This window comes from Companilactobacillus sp. y65-5 (genome assembly GCF_057541095.1).
Genome location: NZ_BAAJOA010000001.1, coordinates 675,454 through 701,980, shown reverse-complemented (window position 1 = coordinate 701,980; position 26,527 = coordinate 675,454). Strand labels below are relative to the sequence as shown.

At 36.8% G+C, this 26,527-nt stretch carries 21 protein-coding genes; 13 read left to right on the top strand and 8 right to left on the bottom strand.

Going from position 1 to position 26,527, the window contains the following annotated elements:
• The first annotated feature begins 179 nt into the window (after positions 1-179).
• Positions 180-848, top strand: a complete 669-nt coding sequence (locus AC27FM_RS03510) for an RlpA-like double-psi beta-barrel domain-containing protein (RefSeq protein ID WP_487085975.1) — start codon at positions 180-182, stop codon at positions 846-848.
• Positions 849-958: 110 nt separating this feature from the next.
• Entirely contained in the window at positions 959-1,951 is a 993-nt protein-coding gene (locus tag AC27FM_RS03505; RefSeq protein WP_487085974.1) for a zinc-binding alcohol dehydrogenase family protein, read from the top strand.
• A gap of 63 nt (positions 1,952-2,014) precedes the next feature.
• On the opposite strand, the gene AC27FM_RS03500 is transcribed toward AC27FM_RS03505, so the two are convergent.
• Positions 2,015-2,794, bottom strand: coding sequence for a Cof-type HAD-IIB family hydrolase (locus tag AC27FM_RS03500; RefSeq protein ID WP_487085972.1), 780 nt, complete (start codon positions 2,792-2,794; stop codon positions 2,015-2,017).
• Between the two features lie 100 nt (positions 2,795-2,894).
• Between AC27FM_RS03500 and AC27FM_RS03495 the strand changes: the two genes are divergently transcribed.
• The gene (locus tag AC27FM_RS03495; RefSeq protein ID WP_487085970.1) at positions 2,895-3,644 is read left to right on the top strand and encodes a winged helix-turn-helix domain-containing protein; all 750 of its coding nucleotides are present in this window, start codon (positions 2,895-2,897) and stop codon (positions 3,642-3,644) included.
• A 3-nt stretch (positions 3,645-3,647) separates the two neighbouring features.
• The gene (locus tag AC27FM_RS03490; RefSeq protein ID WP_487085969.1) at positions 3,648-5,153 is read left to right on the top strand and encodes an ATP-binding protein; all 1,506 of its coding nucleotides are present in this window, start codon (positions 3,648-3,650) and stop codon (positions 5,151-5,153) included.
• A 52-nt stretch (positions 5,154-5,205) separates the two neighbouring features.
• Here AC27FM_RS03490 and AC27FM_RS03485 read toward each other — a convergent pair whose 3' ends face one another.
• The 4 genes from AC27FM_RS03485 to AC27FM_RS03470 all read right to left on the bottom strand — a co-directional run bounded on the left by AC27FM_RS03485 (position 5,206) and on the right by AC27FM_RS03470 (position 10,189).
• On the bottom strand, positions 5,206-6,120 hold the full coding sequence (locus AC27FM_RS03485) for a hypothetical protein (RefSeq protein WP_487085967.1): 915 nt from the start codon (positions 6,118-6,120) through the stop codon (positions 5,206-5,208).
• Positions 6,121-6,311: 191 nt separating this feature from the next.
• Complete coding sequence (locus AC27FM_RS03480; protein WP_487085965.1) at positions 6,312-7,652, bottom strand: gluconate:H+ symporter; 1,341 nt, start codon at positions 7,650-7,652, stop codon at positions 6,312-6,314.
• Positions 7,653-7,784: 132 nt separating this feature from the next.
• The gene (locus tag AC27FM_RS03475) at positions 7,785-9,182 is read right to left on the bottom strand and encodes an SLC13 family permease (RefSeq protein ID WP_487085963.1); all 1,398 of its coding nucleotides are present in this window, start codon (positions 9,180-9,182) and stop codon (positions 7,785-7,787) included.
• A gap of 29 nt (positions 9,183-9,211) precedes the next feature.
• Positions 9,212-10,189: a hydroxyacid dehydrogenase gene (locus tag AC27FM_RS03470; RefSeq protein WP_487085962.1), complete on the bottom strand. Its 978-nt coding sequence runs from the start codon at positions 10,187-10,189 to the stop codon at positions 9,212-9,214.
• Between the two features lie 289 nt (positions 10,190-10,478).
• On the opposite strand from AC27FM_RS03470, the gene AC27FM_RS03465 reads away from it, so the two are divergent.
• Both AC27FM_RS03465 and AC27FM_RS03460 read left to right on the top strand, forming a co-directional pair.
• Entirely contained in the window at positions 10,479-11,696 is a 1,218-nt protein-coding gene (locus AC27FM_RS03465) for a mandelate racemase/muconate lactonizing enzyme family protein (RefSeq protein WP_487085960.1), read from the top strand.
• Between the two features lie 22 nt (positions 11,697-11,718).
• Entirely contained in the window at positions 11,719-12,846 is a 1,128-nt protein-coding gene (locus AC27FM_RS03460) for a lactonase family protein (RefSeq protein ID WP_487085958.1), read from the top strand.
• Between the two features lie 32 nt (positions 12,847-12,878).
• Here AC27FM_RS03460 and AC27FM_RS03455 read toward each other — a convergent pair whose 3' ends face one another.
• Positions 12,879-13,778, bottom strand: a complete 900-nt coding sequence (locus AC27FM_RS03455; RefSeq protein ID WP_487085956.1) for a LysR family transcriptional regulator — start codon at positions 13,776-13,778, stop codon at positions 12,879-12,881.
• Between the two features lie 114 nt (positions 13,779-13,892).
• On the opposite strand from AC27FM_RS03455, the gene AC27FM_RS03450 reads away from it, so the two are divergent.
• On the top strand, positions 13,893-15,221 hold the full coding sequence (locus AC27FM_RS03450; RefSeq protein ID WP_487085954.1) for an enolase C-terminal domain-like protein: 1,329 nt from the start codon (positions 13,893-13,895) through the stop codon (positions 15,219-15,221).
• A gap of 71 nt (positions 15,222-15,292) precedes the next feature.
• Here the strand turns inward: AC27FM_RS03450 and AC27FM_RS03445 are convergent, their stop codons facing one another.
• Complete coding sequence (locus tag AC27FM_RS03445) at positions 15,293-17,041, bottom strand: PrpR N-terminal domain-containing protein (protein WP_487085952.1); 1,749 nt, start codon at positions 17,039-17,041, stop codon at positions 15,293-15,295.
• Positions 17,042-17,223: 182 nt separating this feature from the next.
• Here AC27FM_RS03445 and pdxA point away from each other — a divergent pair, with 182 nt between their 5' ends.
• From pdxA to AC27FM_RS03430, 3 genes are read left to right on the top strand one after another with little or no spacing between them, the layout of a single operon-like run.
• On the top strand, positions 17,224-18,252 hold the full coding sequence (pdxA, locus tag AC27FM_RS03440; protein WP_487085950.1) for a 4-hydroxythreonine-4-phosphate dehydrogenase PdxA: 1,029 nt from the start codon (positions 17,224-17,226) through the stop codon (positions 18,250-18,252).
• A gap of 13 nt (positions 18,253-18,265) precedes the next feature.
• Positions 18,266-19,249 (top strand): putative sulfate exporter family transporter, encoded by a 984-nt coding sequence (locus AC27FM_RS03435; protein ID WP_487085948.1) that lies wholly within the window; start codon positions 18,266-18,268, stop codon positions 19,247-19,249.
• Positions 19,242-20,468, top strand: coding sequence for a four-carbon acid sugar kinase family protein (locus AC27FM_RS03430; RefSeq protein WP_487085947.1), 1,227 nt, complete (start codon positions 19,242-19,244; stop codon positions 20,466-20,468). Before AC27FM_RS03435 ends, AC27FM_RS03430 begins: the two co-directional genes overlap by 8 nt.
• 54 nt (positions 20,469-20,522) lie before the next feature.
• Here the strand turns inward: AC27FM_RS03430 and AC27FM_RS03425 are convergent, their stop codons facing one another.
• On the bottom strand, positions 20,523-22,670 hold the full coding sequence (locus tag AC27FM_RS03425; RefSeq protein ID WP_487085945.1) for an LTA synthase family protein: 2,148 nt from the start codon (positions 22,668-22,670) through the stop codon (positions 20,523-20,525).
• A 111-nt stretch (positions 22,671-22,781) separates the two neighbouring features.
• Here AC27FM_RS03425 and AC27FM_RS03420 point away from each other — a divergent pair, with 111 nt between their 5' ends.
• The 3 genes from AC27FM_RS03420 (at position 22,782) to AC27FM_RS03410 (ending at position 26,510) form a co-directional block, all read left to right on the top strand.
• The gene (locus AC27FM_RS03420; RefSeq protein WP_487086074.1) at positions 22,782-23,402 is read left to right on the top strand and encodes a VanZ family protein; all 621 of its coding nucleotides are present in this window, start codon (positions 22,782-22,784) and stop codon (positions 23,400-23,402) included.
• A gap of 51 nt (positions 23,403-23,453) precedes the next feature.
• A complete protein-coding gene (locus AC27FM_RS03415; RefSeq protein ID WP_487085943.1) occupies positions 23,454-24,794 on the top strand; it encodes a glucose-6-phosphate isomerase in 1,341 nt (446 codons plus the stop codon).
• A 324-nt stretch (positions 24,795-25,118) separates the two neighbouring features.
• Positions 25,119-26,510 carry an Nramp family divalent metal transporter gene (locus tag AC27FM_RS03410; RefSeq protein WP_487085941.1) on the top strand — a complete coding sequence of 464 codons (1,392 nt, stop codon included), beginning with the start codon at positions 25,119-25,121 and terminating at the stop codon, positions 26,508-26,510.
• Positions 26,511-26,527: the final 17 nt, after the last annotated feature.

Below are 26,527 nucleotides of genomic sequence, written 5' to 3'. Positions count from 1 at the left end.
TCGATCACAATAATGAAATAAATTCAAAAAATAAAAATAAAAAATCAGAAATATAATCTTCATTACAATAATGTTACAAAAAAGTCCTTTGTCTGAATTTTTTTATTCTTAGCGTAACATGATTGAAACAATTATCTTGTATAGTTCTCTCTTGTAATTACGAATACCGGGGGGATTAGTTGATAAAGCAATTTAAATTAGACGCATTATTTTTTATGGGATTAATATTAGTTGGATTCATGGGCTATACAGCCACTGTTCAAGCCGATGCTCAAAATAATAATCAAGCAATAAGTAATGCCGGAGACTTTAAGGACTTGTCTAATTTGTCAGCTGCTGCAAGTGATGAAGAAGATAATTTCAACAAAAAAGTCTCACTACCAGGAAGCAAAGAATTTATTCCTGGAATTAAAAATAGCGAAAAAGACTATGAAATGGGAGAGGTTACTGTAGAACAACCAGAAGTTGATGCGGTAGCTTTGGAAAACGAAGCAATTAAGGCTGAACAAGAGCAAGCAACACAAGCTCAGCAATCACAGACTACACCAGTAGCAACACAACTTGCCCAGCAATCAACGGCAAGAAATGTAGGTACTTTTAAAATTAGTTTTTATGATCCAGCAGTATTAGGATCAGACATGGGTTACAGTGGTGTCGCTACCAATCTAGGTGTTATCCCACGTGGATCACGCTTGAAAATTACAACCGCACAAGGCGATGTTTTGTATCGAACAGTTAATGATACTGGAACATTTGCATATGACAATCCTTATCAGATTGATGTTGCAATGCCTAATAGCATGATTCCTTCATACGGAATCACTAGTGCAACCGTTGAGATTCTTTAATCTTACGGCTAATAAACTTTGAAGAGACGTGAAGATATATTTCACGTCTTTTTTTATTATTTTGGAATGATTTGTCTTTTGTTGTAAAATAAATAACACGAGGTGATCATATGAAATCATACGGCGTTACGAATAATGAGTTGAGCAGTCTGAAGGAATTCGAAAAGGCAATGCCTACTCCAGGTGGAAGTGATATCCTAGTAAAAATTGAAGGATTATCGATCAATCCGGTAGATATTGCGACTAGAAAAGGTTTCGCTGGTTCAGAGGATCCACTGATCCTAGGGTTTGACGGCTATGGGGAAGTCGTCAAAACTGGAGATCAAGCTAATAAGTTCAATATCGGTGACAAAGTTTTTTTTGCTGGTGACCATACGCGTGCTGGTAGTTATCAAGAGTATGAATTGATCGATGAACGGATCGTTGCTTTAGCACCGACGAAGACATCAATCGAAAAGAGTGTCGCAATGCCATTAGTAACTTTGACCGCTAGCGAGTTGCTATATGAAAAATTACATCTTGACCCTAAAGCTGACAATAGTGATAAGACAATTCTGATCATCAATGGTGCTGGTGGAGTAGGTTCGATCGCCATCCAATTAGCGCACTTAGCAGGACTGGAAGTTATTGCCACGGCCTCAACTGCTGAAAAAGTTAAGTGGGTCACTGATTTAGGCGCTGATTTAGTAGTTAACCACCATGAAGATTTGATTTCACAAGTCCGTGACTTTGGAATTGAAAATGTTGATTATATTTTGGGATTAAGTGATAACGATCCGCATTGGCATGAAATCGTTGAATTGATCAAGCCGTTTGGAATCTTTGCGACTATCACCAACTTGCGCGAGTCTCAAATTGGAGATCTAAAGCAAAAATCCGCTGATTTTGCTTGGGAGTGGATGTTCACTAAGGCATTTTATAACTTAGATTCAATGTCTAGCCAAGGTGAATATTTGGCTCAATTAGCTACAAGTCTCGACGATGGAACCGTCCAATCGACGATGACGGAAGTTTTGCATGGACTGAATGTAGAAACTTTGACCAAGGCAACAAAAATGGTTGAAGCTGGCCATATGATGGGTAAAGTTGTAGTAATAAAGTAAATTATTTGCAAAAAAAAGCTGGGGATCTAAAGTGAACCCAGCTTTTTGTCGTAAAAAATAATATTAAATCAAATTATAATGTTTCAGACCGTTTACGATACCATTGTCAGTATTGGCAGTTGTAACAAACTCAGCTGCTTCTTTGACACTGTCGATACCATTACCCATAGCTACGCTATGCTCGATTTCTTGAATCATTGGTAAATCATTAGGTCCGTCGCCAAAGGCGTAGACAGGCTTGTTTTCTAGTCCTAAACCACTTAATAAGTGTTTGATACCACTGATCTTTGAAACACCTTTGGAGATAGTATCGATTGCGTATGGGCCAGTCTTGTAAAATGTCAATTCATTGCCGAAGACCTGGGCATATCTTTCAGGACCATCAGGTGTAACAACTAAAATCATTGGAAGTTCTTCTTTTTGGTAGAATTTAGGATCGATGCCAGGAATAGGGATCTTTACTGATTCGTAAAAATCATTTAGGAATTGTGTGTTCTCAGTCGTGTAAGTTTTGTCAATGGAATGCATTGTGATAATATCATTGTATTGTTTTGCTTCCTTGATGACCTTAGCAACTGTTTCAGGGGAGATATTCTTCTTGTAAATAGTTCTACCAGCCGATTCGACGTAAGCACCATTAAACGATACGTAAGTATCGATACCAGTTGGATCGAGTACGTCAGTTAATTCATTAGGTGCACGTCCAGTGCTGATTGCAGGAAGATAGCCATTGTCACGCAATTTGTGAACGGCAATAGCAACGTCTGGATCGATTTTGGAATGTTCATTCATCAATGTGCCGTCAAGATCGAAGAAGACAGTTCCTTTATATTCTTTATTCAAAAAATCACCAACTTAAATTATATTTTATACTAATTATATAGTAGCAAGTTTTGCCAATTTGTTATAGTCTTAAATCGAAAGTAGATGGAGTGAATAATACATGAAAATTTTAATGATAGAAGATAACAAGTCTGTATCGGAAATGATGAGTATGTTTTTTCAAAAAGAAAATTGGGATGCTCACTTTGCATACGACGGGAATGAAGCCATTGACATGTTCAATGAATCACCCGAAGAATGGGATATGATCACCCTTGACTTAAACTTGCCTGGAAAAGACGGTATGGAAGTCGCTAAGGAGATCCGTAAGGTTTCTAAGACTGTTCCCATAATTATGCTGACAGCTCGTGATACTGAGAGTGATCAAGTTCTAGGTCTAGAATTTGGAGCAGATGATTATGTTACTAAGCCATTCAGTCCAATCACATTGATCGCCAGAATGAAGGCTATTCACCGTCGCAACGAAAATGTAGCTGAAGAAGCTTCTAAAGGTGCTGTGAATGTGGAATCTGATGCCGCTGATATTGATGACGGATTTGACGTTAATACTGGTTATTTCAAGCTTAATTCCAATACTCGTGAAGCCTTTTTAGGTGATAAGGAAATTCCTGATTTGACGCCTAAAGAGTTTGATCTGTTGAAAACTCTTGCCAGCAAGCCTAAGCAAGTGTTCTCACGTGAACAATTGCTTGAGCAAGTTTGGGACTATGACTATTTTGGGGAAGAACGAACCGTTGACGCACATATCAAAAAATTACGTCAGAAGATCGAAAAAGTCGGACCACAAGTTATTGAGACTGTTTGGGGAGTGGGATACAAATTCGATGATTCTGGACGTAAGGTTGATTAAACTATGAAATTGATTTATCAAAATATGCTTAGTTTTTTGGTCGTGATCCTAACTACGTTAGGTATAATTCTGTATTCGGTAACTAGCACCTCGACAACTTCAGAATACAATCGGACGTATAAGGATCTTGAGAGCTATGCCGGAAATATGGAACGGATAGCACTCAAAACTGATTCAAAAACCGGACAGATTCATAATATTACAGGGGATAATATTAAGACTGTCGAGCAAGTTTTATCTGACAAAAACGTACAATTCGCGATTTTTGATTATCAAAATGATCAAGTTTATCCAACACCGCCATCCAACGTAAAATTGCATCTGAAGCAATCATATTGGAAAAAACTAAAACAAGGCAAAACGATACGTAACATTCAAAAGCCGGAGAGTTCTGAAGGCAATCCGCGTTTGAGTAATAAAAAGGATAATTTAAGTTACGTTTACGTACTAACGCCTTGGTTCCAAAACGGAAAATTGATCGCTGCCGTTTGGGCGGGATCTGATGTTAGTCAACTACAAACAAATATTGGAGAGCTCAATAAGAGATTGTATTTTGCGTTGCTTATTTCTTTGTTAGCAGCGATAATTTTGAGCTTCCTATTGTCCCGTTATCAGGTCAATCGGATCAACCGTTTGCGTAGTGCTACTAGAAAAGTTGCCAATAATGATTTCTCAGTTCAGATCGAAAGTAAGAATAGGGATGAACTAGATGACTTGGCGGATGACTTCAATACTATGGTTCAGTCGCTAGAGGCCTCAGATAAAGAAATCAAGCGTCAGGAACAACGCCGAAAGGAATTCATGGCTGATGCATCACATGAAATGAGAACGCCGCTTACGACCATTAATGGCTTACTAGAGGGACTGGCTTATGACGCCATTCCTGAGGAATCCAAAGGTCAGAGTATTCAATTGATGCGTAATGAGACCAATCGCTTGATTCGATTAGTCAATGAGAATCTTGATTATGAGAAGATCAGAACTAACCAAATAACTCTAGCAAAACGAGTCTTTGACGCTAATACACCGTTGAAGGATATCGTATCGCAGTTACAAAAGAAAGCCGCTGAATCAAAGGATGAATTGATACTAGAAACTCCAGAAGATGAATTAGAGACCTTTGCGGATTATGATAGATTCGTTCAGGTAATGTTCAATATCATCCAAAATTCAATCCAATTTACTGATAGTGGTGAAATCACCGTCACAGGGTATCGAGCAGAGGATCGGCATGCTTCGATCTTCAAGATTGAAGATACCGGTATCGGTATGTCTGAAGACCAAGTTAAGAATATTTGGGATAGATATTATAAGGCAGATCCATCGCGTAAAAATCGAAAATATGGTGAATCAGGCTTAGGATTATCTATCGTCCATCAGCTGATCGAGAATCACGGTGGAGAGATCCACGTCAAGAGTAAACTAAATGAAGGTACTTCGTTCACAGTAATCTTATTTGATGAAGGTTACGAACATGGCGCTAAAAGTGATGGAAGTATAAGTGAATAAAAAAGCACCATACAAATCGTTAGCAAGTTCAACGATTGTATGGTGCTTCTTTTTATTGATAATCTTTCCACCAGTTTTCTTTTTGGTATTCTAAAAGTCTGAGTGTTCCGTCTTCATTCTTTTCAAAGACACGTTTTTCTGAATTTACAGTTCCATCTGGACCTTTTGCATTAGGTGGAACTAGGCAGAAGGTTCTTTCGTCACCATTTGCAATCATATTAGCGGCATAAACATTCACTTCATAATAACCACTGACCTTCTTAGGTAGGTCAGAAGATTTTACCATATACACTGCGTGAGTTGAACCACTCCAGAATCCATCTGGTCTGATAGCTTCAAATACCGTAGTATTGTCACTAAAGAAATCCTCAGGGCCATATCCATTGAAGACAAAGCCCTCGTCGGCAATCTTTTGATTTATTTCGTCAGTTGAAAATTGTCCAGCAAATGGAGTTAAGTCACCTGTCAATACTACATCATAAGTTGAGTCCACTTGTGGTTTTTGCCTTGTAAATACCATTTCATGAGCAGCAGTGCCGTCTGTCATCTTGATTTTTGTATTGGAGGAACTTACATAGCTTACAATGATATCAAATCCCGTAGATCCGTCGGATTTTTTCATCGCCGTAGTTGATTGATCGGCACTTCCGATACTCTTCCAATTAGTTGTAAACGTTGCAGTTACATTTCCTTCGGCAGTGGGGTAAGTCATCTGCCATTTGTTGTCGCTAATACGGTTGATCGTCGCAGTGTCGCCAGACGTCGTATAGAATGTCCCTGAGATATCTATAGCTTTTGTTTCTGAATTAGACTGCTTAGCTGAGTCCTTTGACGTATCCTTCTTGTTCTTTTTAACTGAAACCTCTGATTTATCATTGGTTGATTTAGATTCTTTGTTCGTATTTGATGAGCACCCCGAAATAGTCAACAAGACTAAAGCAGAGCAAATTGCATACTTAATCTTCATAATATTTTCAACCCCTTATCAATTGATATTTTTGATTCATTTCCCCATGAAAATATTATATCAAATGATGTATAATATTTTACTTATAATTGTAAATGTTTGCTTATTTATTATTGCTTTTTTATAAGAAAACTGGCATCGATTTGGGTCGATGCCAGTTTGGTTGGATTTTAGGAGGTTATTAAATATATTTAAAAAACTAAGGACAGTAGACATACTACGATCAGTCCGACAACTGAGGTCAATACAGAGGCGGTCGTCCAAGTGGTCAGTGTTTCTTTAAGGGTTAGACCTAGATATTGCTTTACCATCCAAAAACCTGCTCCATTCACGTGGTCGCCAAAGACTGAACCAGCTCCGACTGCTAATACCATTAATGCAGGATTGACGGTCGAGGTAGCTAATAATGGTGCTACTAAACCAGCTCCAGTGAGGGCTGCAACCGTAGTAGATCCTAGACAAAAGTGTAATGCGGCTGGGATTAACCAAGCGGCGACTAACGGTGGGAAATTGTAGTTTGTAAATAAAGTCGAGACATCCTTGGCTACGCCTCCATCGATTAATACTTGTTTAAAAGCACCAGCCCCACCAATGATCAAGAGCATCATTGATATTTGTCTGATGGCAGTTTCCATAGATACTCCAATTTTTTTCATAGGCATTTTTTGTCTGATACCTAGAGTGTAAACGGCAATTAACAAGGATATGATCATTGCCATGTCAGCATTACCAACAAATTGAATAATTTGGTTTATTGTATTTTTTGCTGGTAACAAATATTTAAAGACTGTTGCGACTATGATCAAAGTTAATGGCATTGTGGCAGTAATTATACTAGTGGAAAACGAAGGAATATCCTTGATGTCCTTGTGAGCATCTTTTAGATTACCCAAAACTTCGATTTTTACATGTTTACGATATACTTTGGGATTTATTCTGTGTAATAAATGATTATACATAGGCCCCATGATGATGATTACAGGAATAGTTGCTAAAAGTCCTAGCAAAATAACGTGACCTATCGGTGCATTCAATATTTCTGAAACTGCGGTTGGAGCGGGATGTGGTGGCAAAAAAGCGTGTGCTACATTCAAAGATACCGCCATGGGTAGTGCTAAGAATAAGAAAGCCATATCTAATTCTTCAGCGATGACAAATATAATTGGCAGTAAAATGACCAAACCAACTTCAAAGAACATTGCTAGACCGATAATGAATGATGTTAAAACGACTGCCCATTCAATATACTTACGCCCAAACTTTTTGGTAAAAGTATTAGCAATCGAGAAGCCAGCTCCTGAATCAGAGATCAACATTCCAAGCATTGAACCTAAACCGAAGATAATTGCTAAATGTCCGACTTGACTACCAATTCCTTCCTCAATAGTTGCAGGTAGCTTAGTATATGGAATACCTAACAACAAGCCAACAATGATAGAGACGATCAGTAGTGATATGAAAGTGTTGAGTTTTAATTTTATAATCAAAAAGAATAGTATAGCTACTCCAAGAATCATAACAATGATTGACATGATGTTCCTCCTTTTGATTTATAGTGATTTTTTTCACATAAGATTTTAAATTATAAGGGACTGTAATATGAAAGCATATGCTTTTATACTGCAGTCCCTTATTTTAATTGGCACAAGAGAACTGATGAATCACTATGCCAATCCCATCAATTGCCATAGAGGAACACAGACTAATAAGCCAATGATGTTTAATAACATGTATCCAAGCGAAGATTTAGCCATCGCTCCTCGTGAGACCATGCTATCGTGAACGGCAGCTCCACCAGTTAGAAATGGGGCATTCATATAAGATAGCAACCAAACGTTAACACTAGTAGTAACAATGATCGCTATGATTGCAGGACTAAAGCTCATTTGGGTGAAGAAAGGCAATAGACCAATTGTGATCAAGGTACCAGCAGAAATAAGTGATACGACGACGAACTTGCATAGGTAAATAATAATAGGTAGTGCAATAACTGTGATATAGATATTGCCAATGATAGGACTGATAACTGGTTGAAGAACTTTACGTAGCCATGTTGTTAGTCCAGCAGACTGCATAACATTACCTAATGCCATAACGGTACCAATAAAGATGATAGTATTCCAACTTAGACGAGTACGAAAATCGTCTGGTGTAAGGACTTTACATGCTACAAGAACACTGACACCGATGATTGCAGTTACAGCTGCAGGAATATTTACAGTAGATTCAAGAATCCAGAAGACAATAGCTACAATAATTACAGCAGCAGTTATTTTCTCTTCACGTGACATAGGTCCTAATTCATCAAGTTGTTCAGAAATAAATTGTTTTGAAACGGTTTTGTCATCTTTTGGTTTGAATAAGAATGTGAGTAGGAAGTAACCACCGACCAAGATGATGATAGTCCAAGGAATCATCATGACGAACCAGTTTCCCCAATTTAATTTTGCTTGCGCACTAGCTGGTATCAAGCCTTTAAAGGCGTAGTTCTGAGCTGTGGCACTTAAAAAACTGGCTTCAGTAACAAAGAATCCCCACATAGCGGCTAAGAATAGTCCTGAACTACCTTTGTCAAATTCTTTATAGCCGAGAGCATTACTAATTCCCTTTGCAATAGGTGTACTCATAGCAGCCTTTGGATGAGCACTAGGAATCATAGGTGCAATAATAGTTCCGGCTGTGAATAGTGCTAAAGTTTGACCTTTAAAATTTGCTGGGAAGAAAGTCATGATCTTGAGAGCGATTCTTTTGATCAATCCTGTCTTGGTAGCAGCAGCACCTAAGCCCAAACCACCGATGATGATCCACATTGTGGTAGTTGAGAAAATTGCGAATGAATCTTCAAATTTTACAGCTCCAAGAACGACCCATGAAGATAACATTAATAATCCAGTTGCAAAACTTGGTATTACATTGAAAATCCAAAAAATATTAGCAGTAACTAGTGATGCTAAAACAATCATTCCGGCATGTGAGAGACCTTGCGGAGCAGGTACAAAGAAGACGAGAATTACTCCAAGAATAATTCCAACTAAACCAGCAATTAATTTTTTGTGTTTCATAGTAGGAAACCTCTTTTGAATTAAATTTATTAATTTAATATTTCTTTATTAACTGGGAACTGAGGAACTTTACCTTGTGAATAATCAATTATGGCCTGAGCCGCACCGACACCTAGGGCTTGATTAGCCTCGGCAGTTGTACCAGCGATGTGAGTAGTAAGAATCGTGTTTTTGCTTGAGAATAATGGATTATTTGGTTCCGGTGGTTCTGGATTAAATGAGTCGATTGCAGCTCCAGCTATGACATCATCATTTAGAGCTTCTGCTAAGTCGTGTTCATTAATAATTCCACCACGAGCCGAATTGATGATGAAAGCTGTATTCTTCATAGTTTTTAATTGTTTGCTTGAAATCATATTTTCGGTTTCTGGTGTTAATGGCATGTTGATAGATAGGAAATCAGCTACCGGATAAATATCTTCTAGTTTGTCATAAAGTTTTACCGGTGAATCTTTGATATATGGATCATATCCAACAATATTCATTTCAAAGGCTTGCGCTAATTTAACTAATACTTGACCAATCTTTCCTAGACCAAGTATTGCTAGCGTTTTGCCTCGTAACTCGTTTCCATTGAGTTCATATTTGGTAGAGAAGCCTGGCAATGAACCGACAGGTGCAAGTTCATCTTTTTTGTCACGAATATAACTGTTAGATTTAATGACCTTTCTGCTGAGCATTAACATAGTAGTAATTACGTATTCAGCTACGGAAAAGGCGTTCGCACCATTGACCTTAGCTACGAGAATATTTTTCTTAGTAGCTTCATCTACGTCAACATTGTTAATACCCGTTCCATTTCTGGAAATAATCTTAAGTTCCTTACCAGCATCGATCACCTCAGCAGGTAATTCGGATGAACGCATGATAACTGCGTATGCATCCGCGATTTCTTTTTTCATGGTTTCTACATCAGTACCAGCAGATACATGAACATCGAATCCATTTTCTTTCAGTAATTCAATTCCCTTATCGTCGATTTTTTCACTCAATAAAACTTTCTTCATTTGTGAATCCCTCCTAAAAAAACTGTGGTATTAATTTGTTTTCACATATCATTATAGTTAATGATTTCACGAACTTACAGCTACTGAATGTACCCCACAGGTACCAATAATGTCATATGAATTGCGATAAGTAGGCATATACGCCCGCTTGTAAGCGTTTTGCAAAACAAAAAAAGCCTCACAGTGCACTATTAGTTCAGCAGGGGAATGAGTCTGAACTGTGAATTAGTGAAATACTTAACTATAATCGAATGTGAAATGAAAGCAAAAATTGAACGGAGGATCAGTAATGAAAATTGTTAGCGTTGATATTATGAAAGTTCCTAGTCCAGACCCAAGCTTTAGTGGAAATGGTCAAGGTTCAAAAGAAGATTGGTGTCCATTAGTAATTAGAATCAATACAGATACAGATATTGTTGGATTTGGTGAAGCTGGTCTAGCCTACGGTAAAGGTTGGCGTGGTGGTTTCGGAATGCTTCAAGATTTTAGCGAGGTTATCATCGGTGAAGATCCACTTAATATTGAAAAGATTTGGGATAAATTACTTAACACTACTTATTGGGGTATTGCTGGTGGTGTAGTTGTAAATGCAGCAATCAGTGCTATTGATATTGCTCTTTGGGATATTAAAGGTAAGTATTACAACACTCCTACTTATGAGATCCTCGGTGGTAAAACAAACGATCATTTGAGAGCATATGCTAGCCAGTTGCAATATAACTGGGGTGAACATATTGACAAACTCAAGCTGATCACACCTGAAGATTACGCTGAGGTGACTAAAAAAGTTATGTCAGAAGGATATGATGCTTTGAAATTTGATCCAATTATGTTGAGTGATCAGCCTGATGGTGGCGGTGAATGGAATACAAAGGGAACTGTATCTCAGCACATCATTAAAGTCGCATATGATCGTGTAAAGGCAATGCGTGAAGTCGGTGGGGATGACTTAGATATCATCATCGATATGCACGCTAATTCCGATACAACTTCCGCTATCAAGATTGGACAAGCGCTCGAAGACTTGAACATTCTATATTATGAAGAACCAGTTAAAACCTTAAATCCCGATGATACATTGGAAGTATCACAAAATGTTAATATTCCAGTCGCTGCTGGTGAACGTGTATTCACTCGTTTTGGATTCCGTAAGTTCTTCGAAGATCGTTCAATTAAAGTTGCACAACCAGATTTATGCTTAGCTGGTGGTATCACAGAAGCTAAGAAGATTTGTGATATGGCTTATACCTATGATATCAATGCTCAAGTTCACGTTTGTGGTGGTCCAATTGCCGTCGCTGCAGCACTTCAAGTTGAAGCGGTAATTCCTAACTTCTTGATTCACGAAGTATATCAACGTGTAATCAATGCTAAAGATCGTTCAACGTGTAAGTATGATGATTATCAACCAGTTAATGGCTTTATCGACATCCCAGATCGCCCAGGTATCGGACAAGAATTAACTCCAGAGACGATTGCAAAATGTAAGAAAGTCACAATTAAATAACTTAAAAACGGAGGATTCCAAAATGTTAGATAAATTTATCTTAGGTGGATATACGGAAGATAATTACACACCAAATAATCAATCAGAAGGTATATATGTTGCTACGCTAGACACTGAAAAAAAAGAAATAACTGATATAAGCTTGTTAGCTAAGGTACAGAACCCAGCTTTTATTAATCTCTCTGAAAAAGATCATAAGATTGCCGTAGTTTTGACAAAAAACAATGATCAGGGTGGAGTGGGTATTATCGACGCTAAGACGGGTGAAACGATATCTACTAGTTTCCTACCAAAGAAGCATGGCGCATATGAAGCATATGACGCTGCAAAGAATCTCTATTTCTGGAATGAATTACCGTATACTGTTCCGTCATATATTTCAATCGATACAGATAATAAGATCTTGTTTGCCGCAAATTACAATACTAATGCCATTCATTCATACAAGATGGATGATAATTATAATATTACCGAGAGCCATACATACCAAATCGAAGGCAGTGGTCCGGAAGTTCAACAAGATCACGCTCATATTCATTTTGCTAGAGAATTGCCAGATGGCAGATTGATGGTCTGTGGATTAGGATGTGATAAGTTATTTGTTTATGATGTAAATCATGATAATGCGGAATTAACGCTAGTATCAGAGTTTGAAGCTAAGCCAGGATTTGGACCTCGTCAGTTGGCATTCTCTAAGAAACACAATTATGTTTATGTTCTTGGTGAACTTGCAAGCCGCGTTGGGGTGGTTGAATATCATCCTGAAACAGGAACTGTTTCAAGAATTGCTGATTATTCTAATATTCCTGAAGGTTATGTTGGACATAATGGTTCAGCTGCTATCAGATTGACATCTGATGAAAAGTTCTTATACATTTCTAACCGTGGTCACGATTCACTGACTGTTTACAAAGTTATCGATGATGGTAAACATCTTGAGAAGATTCAGCAAATCAAGACTGAAGGTGTATTTCCACGTGACTTCAGTTTGAGTTATAACGAAGACTTCTTGCTCTGTGCAAATCAAAATACTAATGATTTGATTTTGTTCAATCGTGATAAAGAAAGTGGATATTTAAGTGTCGCACAAAAGAATATTAAGCATGACGCTTGCGTACGTGTACTCGAAGCTACTGATTTTTTGAAGTAATTTTTCAATAAAAAAATGAGATCTTCGCGATCTCACTTTTTTAATTCAGTTATCAATTTCTTTAAGATAGGTTTTTTATTATTAGCGTTATATATGAATACCGAAGCGTAATACTTGTTCACGTCGTCTTTGATTCTTAGGAAGTTTATCATTGGATCTAGTATTTTCTCTTTTTCAACCAATGGACTGGGATAGAAACCAATACCATTATTAGCAGCAACCATCATATCACGTTGTTCTAAAGAGGAGACACGACTTATTTGTTCCTTAGTTACAAATCCTTGGAATTTATTTAAAAAAACATCTCTTAAATAAATGGATTCAGACGAGCTATAATATAGGATTTTCATGTTGCTAAGTTGAGCTAAACTTATTTCTTTCAAATGGCTCAGTGGATTATTCCGACTAATTCCGACTAGTAATTCACCTTCAGTTAGTTTTATCATGTTGATTACTTCTGAAGAGATTATTCCGATCTTTAGATCGTAAAATGGCGTCACTGCAAAGTCCAAAGCATCATGTTCTAATAAAGATGCCAGGCGTTTTCCACTTTCTTCCTTTAATTCTAGTTTTAAATCTGGATGTCTTTTAGTAAAAGGAGCGATAGCAGTTTGAAGAATCGTAGCTTGATTTAGGGATGAAAAACCAATTCGCAAATTATCTTCAGGGATCTTACTTTCAGTTTGAAGACGTGTTAGCGCATCGTTATAACTATTAACTATATCTTGTGCAGTCACGATAAATTGCTTACCAAAGCTGTTCAATTCAGTACTGTTTTTCTTTCGATCAAATATTTCAAATCCTAACTCACTTTCGATTTGATCCATTTGTTTTGATACCGCACGAGGGGATAAAAACAATTTTTCAGATGCAGATTTGAAACTACCATACTTTGCGACAGTTAAAAGTGTCTTTAACTTATTTATTTCCACTGTATTCACTCCTAATTATGAAAGCACTTAATAAATTAATTATACACTAGCAAATTATTAACAATATAATGATCACAAATTAAACTATATATTTATACAAGAGGAGATTTTATTATGAGTATTCCAAAAATTGTCAAAATGGATGTATATCCGGTCGCCGGATATGACAGTATGCTATTAAACCTGAGTGGAGCACATGGTCCATACTTTACTAGAAACATCGTGGTATTAACAACCGATGAGGGGCAAGTAGGGGTCGGTGAAGTTCCCGGTGGAGAAAAAATCACTGATACCCTTGAACAAGCTAAGGGTTTAGTGATCGGTAAGTCCATCGGTGAGTACAAGTCCGTTCTACTTGATATAAAAGATAAATTTTCATATTTGGATAAGGGCGGAAGAGGTCATCAAACATTTGACTTACGTATTATGGTACATGCTCTTACAGCCATTGAAACTGCATTTTTGGACTTACTAGGAAAGCATCTTCATGTACCAGTGGCTGCATTATTGGGTGATGGACAACAACGTGAAAAAGTCGGGGTTTTAGGTTATTTGTTCTATGTAGGTGAAACGAGCAAGACAGATTTGCCATATATTCAAGACGATGATAACTCAGATGACTGGGGCAAATTACGTCGTAAACCAGCTATGGACCCAGATTCAATCGTCAAATTGGCACAAGCTGCTTATGATAAGTATGGTTTTAAAACATTTAAACTAAAAGGTGGCGTCTTTGATGGAGAAGAAGAAGTAGCTGCAATGAAGGCACTGCATGAAGCCTTTCCTGAGGCTAAGCTAGATCTTGATCCTAATGGAGCTTGGACATTGAAACAAGCGCTTCATTATGCTGACGAAATGAAAGATATTTTGCATTACATTGAGGACCCATGTGGTGCAGAAGATGGATTCTCGGGTAGAGAAATTCTCTCTGAGTTCCAACAGATCACACATATGCCGACTGCCACCAATATGGTCGATACTGATTGGAGACAAATGTCACACGCCATTGCGCTTAATTCTGTATCAATTCCGTTGGCTGATCCACACTTCTGGACTATGGAAGGTGCAGTTCGTGTAGCTCAATTGTGCAATGAGTTTAACTTAAACTGGGGAGTTCACTCAAATAATCATTTTGATATTTCTCTAGCAATGGTTGCGAATGCTGCCGCAGCTGCTCCAGGACGTGTCTTTGATATCGATACTCACTGGATTTGGCAAGATGGTCAAAATTTGACTAAGAATCCTTACAAGATTGAAAATGGTCAATTGACAGTTCCAAAAGATAATGAAGGGCTTGGAGTTGAAATAGACTTAGATGCTATTAAGAAAGCTAATGAGTTGTATGTTGAAAAGAAATTAGGCGCTCGTAACGATGCGGAAGCTATGCAATTTTTGATTCCCGGTTGGAAGTTTGATTCAAAGAAACCGGCTTTAGTAAGATAAAATATGAGTTGAAATATAGATTTATGCTTTCTGATATTGGTTAACGCCAATATCAGTTTTTTATATATTTCTTATTCAATTCTTTTTAAGAATCTCCATAATGTGGATCTTGACAGTCCTAGAACTTTTGCGGTTTTTGTTTTATTAAAATTATTTATAGCAAGTTCTTTTTGTATTATTAGGCTAATACTTTTATCTAAGTTATTGTTAATAGGAATGTTTAAATAATCGTTTTGTGTGTGATTCAAAATAGTATTGTTTTGGAGATTATATTCATTATTTTCTTGGTTAAATCCGTATCCTAAACCATTTAAATCGATATACGAAGATGTTGTGGCTTTATAACTTTCTGTTATTACTGTTATAAATTGTCTATAATTCCTTTCCCAAGGGTCGCGTAGTATACGATCGAAAGTTATGTCGGTGACGCCCATAATTTCTCTTCCATATTTAATATTAAGTTGATTTATGAGGAGTGAGATTAGTAAAGACAATTGTTGACTATTTAAATAATTAAAAGGTTTGAGTTCGATATATTTAGGTTGTTTGTTCAATAGCTTTGTCAAGTTATTATCGTCTCTTGAGTTTAATTCATAACCGAAGATTATTTTATTTCTTTTGAATATTAATGTCTCGTTTATAAAATACATTAATTTCTTTTGTAAATTCATTTCTAACTTTTCAAGATGGTCAAATATTATGACATTTCTAGAATCCAATAATGGAGATGACAAAGAATTTTCTAAGTTGCTTAGTGTTACGTCTGTTAATTCAGCACAATTCATGTGTAATATTTGTTTGTACTCATTTGAACAAACAATTTCAATTAATTGATTTTTACCAGTGCCATTCTCACCAGCAATAAAAAGTATATCGTTATTATTTTTGTATATATTTAGTGCATTCAAGAATTGTTGTGATAAATTACTTTTTAAATAGGTATTAAATATTTCAGGGTAATTATTTTTATAATTGTTATTATTCATATTTGGCTGATAATGATTTAATTTTCTAATTATGTATGTTGATTGTTTCAATCTATTCATTTGATAATATTTATTTTGGCTCATGAAAATGCTAGTTTTACTATCGTTCCAATCGATATATTGGATACGTTTCTTTATATGTGGTAAAAGTTTGTCGGAATAGTTTAAGTTTGCCGTGTAGTTGATAATATTATTTTTATCCGTGACGATTAGACTTTCATCACGGTATTTCAACAAGTCCAATAGAATTTTGCTAGACTCTTTTTCAGAATATTTATTTTTTAGAACCGTTAGGCAGTTCTGCAATGCGGATATAACACTCTCATCCCCAGAAGAAATTAATATACAATTTATACCTATTTCGTTTGCCAGTCTGCTAGTTATTCTGTCCCCAATGACAACATCGTATTCCTCCTCCTTTAATTTAAGGAGGATTTTTTTTGCATCATCCAATGATTTTATCTGAAACACGGATAAATCTTTGTTAAAATCTTCAACCACATGTTCAGCATTATCACTTAAAAAATCGAATCCCACTACTGCAATTTTATTTATATGTTTGAGACTCTGAATAGCCTGTAATATATCATATTTCGATACACCAATATCAATTATTGGCAAATCAAACTTTTGCTCTAGTATTCTTTTTGTACCGCCACGAGAAATAATTGCATCATAATTAGTGTCTTGTAATTCCTTTTGAGCAATTTCAATACCATAATTCAAATCTCCTACAAAGTGGTCAATTTCCAATTCTGGAAAATTTGATAGTTGGTTTTTAATTGATTGCTCTAATCCTGAATAAGGGTAAATACCTAATACACGAAATTTCATGTTTTGCCTTCTTTGTTTTATATTGAAACATAATTGATCTCATTAGAATGTAACTACTGTTATATTTACTGATAGTGTTTCAATATAAATCATATTATGATAGCGTTTTATTTTCAATCCCTTTAAGCTTGTTGTGAAAGTTAAGGAGAGGGGCGTGAGGGTACCAGACAAGGTACCGGAAAATGAAATTACCAATTATTGCAATTACTATGGGAGATCCAGCAAGTATAGGACCAGAAATATCTTTAAAGGCATTCAAACATGAAGAACTTTTCAACAAATGTCACCCGTTCATTGTCGGCGATATATCAGTTTTACAATATGTGATTCAAAAATTACCAGATTTAGAGTTGAAATTGAATCCTATTCAAAATGTCAGTGATGCCAAATTCGAGTTTGGGTCAATGGATGTTTTGGATATGAATATGGTGGATATTGATAAGCTTAAATTCGGAGAAGTTAGTGAAATGGCTGGTAATGCAGCTTATAAGTATGTCACAACGGTAATTGATTTGGCTATGAACAAGGATGTAGACGCTACTGTGACTAATGCATTGAATAAAGAAGCTATAAATTTAGCGGGTCATCATTATGCAGGCCATACGGAAATCTATGCTACGAGGACTAATACTAAAAATTATACTATGATGTTGGCACATGAAAACCTTAGGGTTGTACATGTTAGCACACACGTATCATTGAAACATGCAACAGAATTAGTAAAGAAGGAGCGAGTTTTAGAAGTTATTAAAATAGCAAATAAAGCCATGAAACAATTAGGCATACCAGAACCTAGAATTGGGGTAGCTGGTCTTAATCCGCACAGTAGTGAAAATGGTTTGTTTGGTGATGAAGAGGAAAAAGAAATTATCCCTGCTATCAATGTTGCAAAAAATGAGGGCATTGATGTTACTGGCCCTGTGCCACCAGATACAATTTTCCCTAAAGCGGCAGGTGGGTGGTTTGACATAGTTGTTGCTATGTACCACGACCAAGGGCACATTCCTATTAAATTAATCGGATTCAAATATGATCAAAAAACAAAGACTTGGGGAAATGTTTCAGGAGTAAATATAACCTTAGGACTTCCAATAATTCGTACTTCTGTTGACCATGGTACAGCATTCGATCAAGTTTTAACTGGCAAAGCAAATGACATTAGTCTTTTGAATTCAATAGATTATGCTACGAAGCTAGCTATTAATAAATAAGGGAGAACAAATAATGAAAATTCTTAAGGGAATAAATAAAGTTCCGGGAGGGTTAATGGTTGTCCCCTTATTGCTTGGTACGACTTTTAATACTTTTTTACCACATTCGTTGGAAATCGGTGGATTCACCACAGCACTTTTTAAGACAGGTACTTTAACTTTACTATCATTATTTTGTTTATGTAATGGCGCTCAAATATCTATTAAACAAGCTGGACAACCAGTTATAAGGGGTGCCGCTTTAACATTTTTCAGGTTATTGTTAGGTTTATTCTTTGGATGGATAATTGGTTCATTTTTTGGTAATGGTACATTTCTAGGTATATTACCATTAGCACTAATTTCAGCTATGACTAATGCCAATGGTGGATTATACGGTGCATTAGCTGGTGAATATGGAGATGCAAGCGATGTTGGTGCCATTTCAATCACAACTTTAATGGATGGACCATTTTTCACTATGATAGCTCTTGGAGCAACTGGTACGGCCAAACTTCCGGTTATGTTGTTCGTTGCGGCATTAGTCCCAATTATTCTAGGATTTATTTTGGGTAACCTTGATCCAGATCTTCGTGAATTTTTTAAAGCAGGTACTGTGATGCCTATTCCATTTTTTGCATTTACTTTAGGCGCTGCTTTAAACTTCTCACAGATAATTAAAGCTGGTTTGCCGGGGATTATCTTAGGTGTTCTGGTGACCGTGATAGCTGGCTTTGGTGGTTACTTAATTATGAAATATATACTTCGTACAGAGCATCCTGCAGTTGGTGCAGCAATTGGTACTACTGCTGGAAACGCTGCAGCCACACCAGCCGCAATTGCAGCAGTCGTTCCCTCGTTTGCACACACAACCGCTGTTGCTACGGCGCAAGTGGCAGCTTCTGTGATTATTACGGCTATTCTTTGTCCATTGTTAGTTTCATGGCTAGTTAAACATGAAACTAATTCTAAAGACAAGGACGGTGTGAAGAAACAGAGTGTGATTGCAAATGGATAAAAAATATTTAATCATGGCAGATGATTTCACGGGTTCAACAGACACGGGTGTTCAATTAGCAAAACGTGGTATTCCAGTACAAGTTAGATTGCATGATGAGGGGGGAAACTACTCATCACTTGTGTTAGATACAGAATCTAGAAATTTAGATCCAAGAGATGCTAGAAATAAAGTATCGAGAGCTGTTTTACAGACCAATATGAAACAGTTTGATTATACAATCAAAAAGGTTGATTCTACTCTTCGAGGGAATATCTCTGATGAGCTAAATGAACTAAATAAGTTGTATGAAAGTGATATTTTAATATTTGCACCTTCACTTCCATCAATTGGTAGACAGATTAAGGATAGTGTTTTAACGATAAATGGAGTCAAGGGTCTAGATACACAATTCGCAAAAGATCCAGTAAAACCGTTAACTGATGATAATATTTTTAATATTTTAAAAAAGGCATTTCCTGGTGAAAGTGTAGGGTCAATTAATCTGAATGAAATTAGAAACCAAGAAATAAATTTTACTCCTAATACTAAATTCTATTCGGCAGATGCAATGACTGATTTAGATTTACAATTACTTGTGAAGAACGTATTGGAGACTCATTTAAAAGTTTTATGGGTAGGCTCCTCGGGAATTATGGATGCGATTTTAAGTATTGAAAACCCAGTAGTACCATCATTAGCGATAGTAGGAAGTGTTAGTGAAGTCACTACTAAACAAGTTGAATTTGCAAAAGATAATAATGTGAAAGTGATTTCTATTCCGATATACGATGTATATAAAGATGAAACATATCATAATTATGTTAGTGAAGCAGTGAATGCTATGAATAATGGTCAAGATGTTATTATCACATCTTCTGCAACGCTCAATAGAAGCGAACTTAAGTATACTCAAGATAAATTGAAATCTGATGGGTTATCCATGGACGAAATTGGGTTAATAGTACAGTCAATTTTAGGAGGATTAGGTAGAAGAGTTATGAAAGAAATTAGACCATCTGGATTATTCATAACTGGAGGTGACACAGCTAAGGGATTTTTTGATGTTATTAAAGCAAATAGTGTTGATATTATTACTGAAGTTGCAACTGGAACACCAATGATGAAGATAAAGGGTGGAGATTATGATGGCTTGAGAATAATCACTAAGGCAGGTGCATTTGGTAATGATGATTTAATTTCTTTCTCCTTCAAGAAATTGAAGGAACCAAATATATAAACTACAAAAAATGAGACTATGATTCCCTGAAAAGGAAACATAGTCTCGTTTAATTTACTCATCAACATTAGTACCTTTCAAAACACTAGACCAACTATCAATATAAGTCCGATCACCATTAAGTTCAGGAGCATCGGTATTGTAAAGTGGGGTGGTTGACTTATCGTTATTCTTAGAATAAACACTAGTCGATTTCAATCCCAAGCTACTACGTGTTTGAATTAATCTTTGTATTTCATTTTGATAACTATACTCGGATGGATCAACGGGTGTAAAACCGCTCGGTGTATAGAAGCGCAACAAATTCTTATTATTGATGGTATCGGATATTTTCAGTTTCTCATTAACTTCTTCTTGCCACTTATCGACGGTCTTTGCCAACTGTCTATTTTCGTTCAGATCGATCTGGTCGCCAGTATTGTTATCGAACACAACGTGTCCGCCGTCAGAACTCTTGATAACGGTATACTTAGAGGTTATGAATTCCTTGTTACGGAAGGCCATAATATCGCTATGTTTCTTAGATAATAAGTCTGTGCCGAGCTGAATGTATCCTTTGGTATTGACACCAGCCAGATGTAGAATCGTCGGTAAGGCGTCAATTTCGCCACCATAGGTGCTGTTAACTCCACCTTTCAATCCCTTCATATGAATCATAAAAGGAACTCGTTGCATCTGCACTTCATTAAAATCACTATTATTGGCATCGTAGCCCAACATCGGAGCGACGACTTTATCCTGACTGGCATTCAAGCCATAATGATCACCATAGAGTACGATCATGGAATTGTCATAAATGCCGCTATCCTTAAGGTAAGTGAAGAATTCCTTCAAGGAACTGTCGAGGTAGTGGGCTGTGGAGAAGTAGTTATTAACCACGCTATTGCCCGTGTCAGCTTTAGGGAACTCGGCAGCTTGATCTTCATCACCCAAATCATACGGAGTATGGTTGGTAACGGTAATGTATTTTGTATAAAAAGGCTGCTGCAACTGTTCCAAGTACTTAACGCTTTCAGACAACATCAACTTATCTTTCATACCATAACCAATGCTAGAATCTTCACTTTGGTTAAAGTAATTAAGGTCGAAGAAATAATCATAACCCATATTCTTATAGACATCATCACGGTTCCAGAAACTACCAACATTACCGTGAAAAACTGCACTTGTATAATTTTGTTTTTGCTTTAGAATAGCTGGGGCAGCTTGGAAAGTATTATCTGAACCTAGCTTACTAAAGAGTGAACCTTCAGGTAATCCAAACAAGCTAGTCTCCATCATGTTTTCAGCATCACTCGTTCGACCACTACCAACTTCATGGAAGAAATTATCGAATGACATTGTATTCTTGTCATTGTATAAGCTGTTTAAGAAGGGTGTGACTTCTTGGTCGTTGATCTTCATCCCAATCAAAAACTGTTGGAAACTTTCCAAATGAATGATGATGATATTCTTACCCTTGGCTTTGCCAAAATATCTCTGATTCGGAGCGGCGTAATTCTGATTCACAAAATCCAGAACATTGTCCATATCAGTACCAACTGCTGTCGATCGAACTTGATTGTTCTGAGCAGACTTGAGAGCGTCATAACCTAAAAAAGTATTGAACCCAAGATATTTAACGATATAACTATTATCGAATGTTCTTCCCAATAATTGTGGACGATTAGTTTCGGCTAACATCAAATTAAGTGAGAACAAGAAGACACCTAACATAGTAGTAGCTAAGGCTGTTAACTTGCGAATTTTAGCCTTGTCTACTTTGATATAGTGACTGGCGAATAATACGACTAAGAGCACAAAATCTAAAAAGTATAAGAAATCGTGACCCTGCATTAAACTGGCACTACTAGTTCCTAACCCTTTGGTAACTTTGGAAGCTCCGGCGATAGTATTAAAGGCGATAAAATCAGAGAATTCACGGTAGTACAAAATATTAGCGTATAACAAAATATTTTCTAGTAAATAAATCACGCCCATAACGACGTACGCGATAATGGATCGGTTAATGTATAACGCTATGCTTAGAAGAACTACCGTTGTAGCGACAGGGTTGATTATCAAAATAAAATGTTGCAATGGATCATTCAACCCCAAGGAGAATTCGGCGTAGTAAGCGATGACTGTTTTTAGCCACACAAAAAGGACCAACAGACCCATGAAGCCAATGCGCTTGTTCAAAAATGCTTTAAGTTTATTCATAAAAATCCCTTGTTTGAAAAATTTCTTTAATTAATTTATCGTAAATCTAAATAAATTGCTTAATTGTTAGTATAATACGTATTAAGTAAAAAGTGGGAAAGAATGAGAAAAATGATATTTTTAGGACCGTTATATAACTACGTTTCCAATATGTATGCCACTAGAATTAATCATTTTCCGTTAATTCGTCTTTCGTTTTATGGTGTTGATAAAGCTATATTATATACGCTTTTCTTCATTGTATTAAGACTTATTTGGATAAAGCGGAAACATAAAGAAACTAATTTTGCCCGTGAATTTTGGCTCACGACATTTGCATTTTACGTGTTCCTGCTTTTTGCATTGACCGTATTTAGAGATGGATATTTCTTGTGGCAGTTCAAATTTTATTGGCATCGACCGTTGTCACAGATCAACACCGAACCAGTCATACAAACTTTAAAATTGCTGAAAGGCAAGTCACTGGTAGACTTTTTTTATAATGTTTGTGGTAACATTGGGTGGTTCGTTCCGATGGGGATTTTTATTCCGGCATTGGGCAAGAGAGAACGAAAATTTTTTAAAGTAGTCTTATTAGGAGCACTGATATCTACTTCTATCGAAGGACTACAATTTATTTTAAACACTGGCATAACAGATATAGACGATGTGATTTTAAACACGATAGGTGCTGCCGTCGGATATTTGATTTATTTCGTCGGAAATTGGCTGAAAAATCGCATAAAGATTTGAAATTTTCATTGAAAATGATAATCTAGTTTTAGGATAAATGGAGGAGAGAAAATGACACATATTAAATTTGATGATTCAAAATTAAGTAAGTTCGTTCAAGATAACGAACTCGGCGAAATGCAAAACCTTGTAACTGCCGCCGATGACGAATTACGTAAGGGTACTGGTGCAGGTGCTGACTTCCGTGGTTTCATCGACTTACCAGTTGACTATGACAAGGATGAATTTGCTCGCATTAAAGACGCTGCTAAGAAGATCCAATCTGATTCAGAAGTATTTGTTGGAATCGGTATTGGTGGATCATACTTAGGTGCTCGTGCTGCTATTGATTTTCTAAGTTCATCATTCTACAACGTTAAGAATAGTAAGGATGTTCCAGAAGTTTATTTTGCAGGTAACTCAATTTCTCCTAACTACCTTGCTGACCTTATTGAAGTTATCGGTGACCGTGACTTCAGTATTAACGTTATTTCAAAATCAGGTACAACAACAGAACCTTCAATCGCTTTCCGTATCTTAAAGGCTAAGTTGATTGAAAAGTACGGTGAAGAAGGCGCAAAGAGCCGTATCTATGCTACTACTGACCGTGCAAAGGGTGCTTTGAAGACTGAATCAGATGCTGAAGGATACGAAGAATTCGTTGTTCCTGATGACATCGGTGGTCGTTTCTCAGTTCTTACAGCTGTTGGTCTATTGCCAATCGCCGTTGCAGGTATCGACATCGATAAGTTAATGGAAGGTGCCGCACAAGCTCGTACAGACTTCTCAGACGCCGACCTAACTAAGAACGATGCATACAAGTATGCTGCTTTAAGAAACATCTTGTATCGTAAGGGCTACACAACAGAATTGCTCGAAAACTACGAACCAAACTTGCAATACTTCGGTGAATGGTGGAAGCAATTGATGGGTGAATCAGAAGGTAAAGACCAAAAAGGTATCTACCCATCATCAGCTAACTTCTCAACTGACCTTCATTCATTAGGTCAATACATCCAAGAAGGCCGTCGTAACTTGATGGAAACAGTAGTTATGATCGACAAGCCTCGTTATGAGATGCAAATCCCTAGCGAAAAAGAAGATCTTGACGGTTTAGGATATCTGGAAGGCAAGTCAATGGACTACGTAAACAAACGCGCTTACGAAGGTGTTGTCCTTGCTCATACTGACGGTGGCGTTCCTGTAATGAGTGTTCACATTCCAGAACAAAATGCATACTCATTAGGTTACTTGATCTACTTCTTCGAAATCGCTGTTGGCGTATCTGGCTACTTGAACGGTATCAATCCATTCAACCAACCAGGTGTTGAAGCATACAAGAAGAACATGTTCGCATTGCTTGGCAAACCAGGCTTTGAAGAACTTGGTAAAGAACTTAACGAACGTCTATAATTCATACGATATTAATAAAGTGGTTGCCGATATGGCAATCACTTTTTTTTATTAGAAAAAATTAGGGATCTTTGCTAAACTTTTCTAGTTGCCTAAAAAATATTTTAGCATTTTGAAATAAATCACTGTATTTTTTTATAAATTGTGCTATTATATCTAATGGCAATTGAGCACACGCTCAAATTATTCAGCAATCTGTCTTACTTCTTCAAGTTGTATAGCTTGATTGTGTGCTCAATAGTCGTCAAATACGGAGATAGCATCATAAGTTATAAATGATAAAGTATCGCCGAATTTCTAAACCAATAGAAAAGAGGTACTGCTATGAAAAATAGTGGTGAATTAAATGCAAACGGGACGGAAACGAAAAAAAATAAGTTTGTAAGTTCAAGTTCTGCCGACAATAAGAGCTTGGACGAGATCAATGGAAGCATCGAAGTACCAGAAGGTGCAGGCTTCTGGAAGACATTGATGACTTATACAGGTCCCGGTATTTTGATTGCGGTTGGTTACATGGATCCCGGTAATTGGATCACATCGATCGCAGGTGGAGCACAGTACAAATATACACTTTTGTCAGTCGTGCTAATTTCAAGTTTGATCGCGATGTTGTTGCAATCTATGGCAGCCAAACTTGGTATCGTAACGGGAAAAGATTTGGCACAACTAACTCGTGAACGAACATCGAAGGTTGGAGGATTTATCCTGTGGATAATAGCTGAATTAGCTATTATGGCGACGGATATTGCCGAAATAATCGGTTCAGGTATTGCTATTAAGCTATTATTCAATATACCTTTGATTGTTGGTATATTGATCACTGCGGCTGATGTTTTGATCTTACTTTTACTAATGAAGTTAGGCTTTCGTAAGATCGAAGCTATCGTTGCAACGTTAGTTTCGGTTATTTTATTAGTTTTCTTATACGAAGTATTTCTAGCAAAACCTAGTGTTTCTGGAATTATCGATGGATATTTCCCTAAGAGCAGCATTATTTCCAATAATGGGATGTTGTACTTGTCACTTGGTATCGTTGGTGCGACAGTTATGCCCCATGATTTGTATCTAGGATCTTCAATTTCTCAAACTAGAAAAGTCAATCGTGAAGATAACAAAGATATTGCTAAAGCCATCAAGTTCTCAACGATTGATTCGAACATTCAACTGTTCTTAGCTTTTATCGTCAATAGTTTATTGTTGATCTTGGGAGCCGCCTTATTCTATGGTACTAATAGTGAATTAGGTCGTTTCGTTGATTTGTTCAATGCTCTAAATAACAAACAAGTAGTTGGAGCTATTGCTAGTCCAATTTTAAGTATGCTATTCGCCGTGGCCTTGCTATCATCGGGTCAGAGCTCAACGATCACCGGTACCCTTTCAGGTCAGATCATTATGGAAGGTTTCATCAGACTGAAGATGCCTTTGTGGGCACAGCGTTTGATCACGAGACTTTTGTCAGTTACACCAGTTTTGATTTTTGCATTTTATTATCATGATAATGAAGCTAAGATCGAGAACCTACTCACATTTTCACAAGTATTTTTAAGTGTTGCTTTGCCATTCGCCATCATCCCACTAGTATTATTTACCAGTGATGAAGGTCTAATGGGACAATTCAAGAATAAGAAGTGGGTCAAGTATTGTGCATGGTTTGCGACCATAGTACTGATTATTCTAAATATTTATTTGATCGTGCAGACGATCACTGGGGCATAAAGAATAAGCTCTCATCA

What these genes read in the sequence shown, in the direction of transcription:
- AC27FM_RS03475 (WP_487085963.1), bottom strand. Translation starts at nt 9,182, where the DNA reads ATGAAACACAAAAAATTAATTGCTGGTTTAGTTGGAATTATTCTTGGA.
- pdxA (WP_487085950.1), top strand. Translation starts at nt 17,224, where the DNA reads ATGAAATTACCAATTATTGCAATTACTATGGGAGATCCAGCAAGTATA.
- AC27FM_RS03490 (WP_487085969.1), top strand. Translation starts at nt 3,648, where the DNA reads ATGAAATTGATTTATCAAAATATGCTTAGTTTTTTGGTCGTGATCCTA.
- AC27FM_RS03505 (WP_487085974.1), top strand. Translation starts at nt 959, where the DNA reads ATGAAATCATACGGCGTTACGAATAATGAGTTGAGCAGTCTGAAGGAA.
- AC27FM_RS03435 (WP_487085948.1), top strand. Translation starts at nt 18,266, where the DNA reads ATGAAAATTCTTAAGGGAATAAATAAAGTTCCGGGAGGGTTAATGGTT.
- AC27FM_RS03465 (WP_487085960.1), top strand. Translation starts at nt 10,479, where the DNA reads ATGAAAATTGTTAGCGTTGATATTATGAAAGTTCCTAGTCCAGACCCA.
- AC27FM_RS03450 (WP_487085954.1), top strand. Translation starts at nt 13,893, where the DNA reads ATGAGTATTCCAAAAATTGTCAAAATGGATGTATATCCGGTCGCCGGA.
- AC27FM_RS03470 (WP_487085962.1), bottom strand. Translation starts at nt 10,189, where the DNA reads ATGAAGAAAGTTTTATTGAGTGAAAAAATCGACGATAAGGGAATTGAA.
- AC27FM_RS03415 (WP_487085943.1), top strand. Translation starts at nt 23,454, where the DNA reads ATGACACATATTAAATTTGATGATTCAAAATTAAGTAAGTTCGTTCAA.
- AC27FM_RS03485 (WP_487085967.1), bottom strand. Translation starts at nt 6,120, where the DNA reads ATGAAGATTAAGTATGCAATTTGCTCTGCTTTAGTCTTGTTGACTATT.
- AC27FM_RS03430 (WP_487085947.1), top strand. Translation starts at nt 19,242, where the DNA reads ATGGATAAAAAATATTTAATCATGGCAGATGATTTCACGGGTTCAACA.
- AC27FM_RS03460 (WP_487085958.1), top strand. Translation starts at nt 11,719, where the DNA reads ATGTTAGATAAATTTATCTTAGGTGGATATACGGAAGATAATTACACA.
- AC27FM_RS03410 (WP_487085941.1), top strand. Translation starts at nt 25,119, where the DNA reads ATGAAAAATAGTGGTGAATTAAATGCAAACGGGACGGAAACGAAAAAA.
- AC27FM_RS03425 (WP_487085945.1), bottom strand. Translation starts at nt 22,670, where the DNA reads ATGAATAAACTTAAAGCATTTTTGAACAAGCGCATTGGCTTCATGGGT.
- AC27FM_RS03480 (WP_487085965.1), bottom strand. Translation starts at nt 7,652, where the DNA reads ATGTCAATCATTGTTATGATTCTTGGAGTAGCTATACTATTCTTTTTG.
- AC27FM_RS03420 (WP_487086074.1), top strand. Translation starts at nt 22,782, where the DNA reads ATGATATTTTTAGGACCGTTATATAACTACGTTTCCAATATGTATGCC.
- AC27FM_RS03495 (WP_487085970.1), top strand. Translation starts at nt 2,895, where the DNA reads ATGAAAATTTTAATGATAGAAGATAACAAGTCTGTATCGGAAATGATG.
- AC27FM_RS03445 (WP_487085952.1), bottom strand. Translation starts at nt 17,041, where the DNA reads ATGAAATTTCGTGTATTAGGTATTTACCCTTATTCAGGATTAGAGCAA.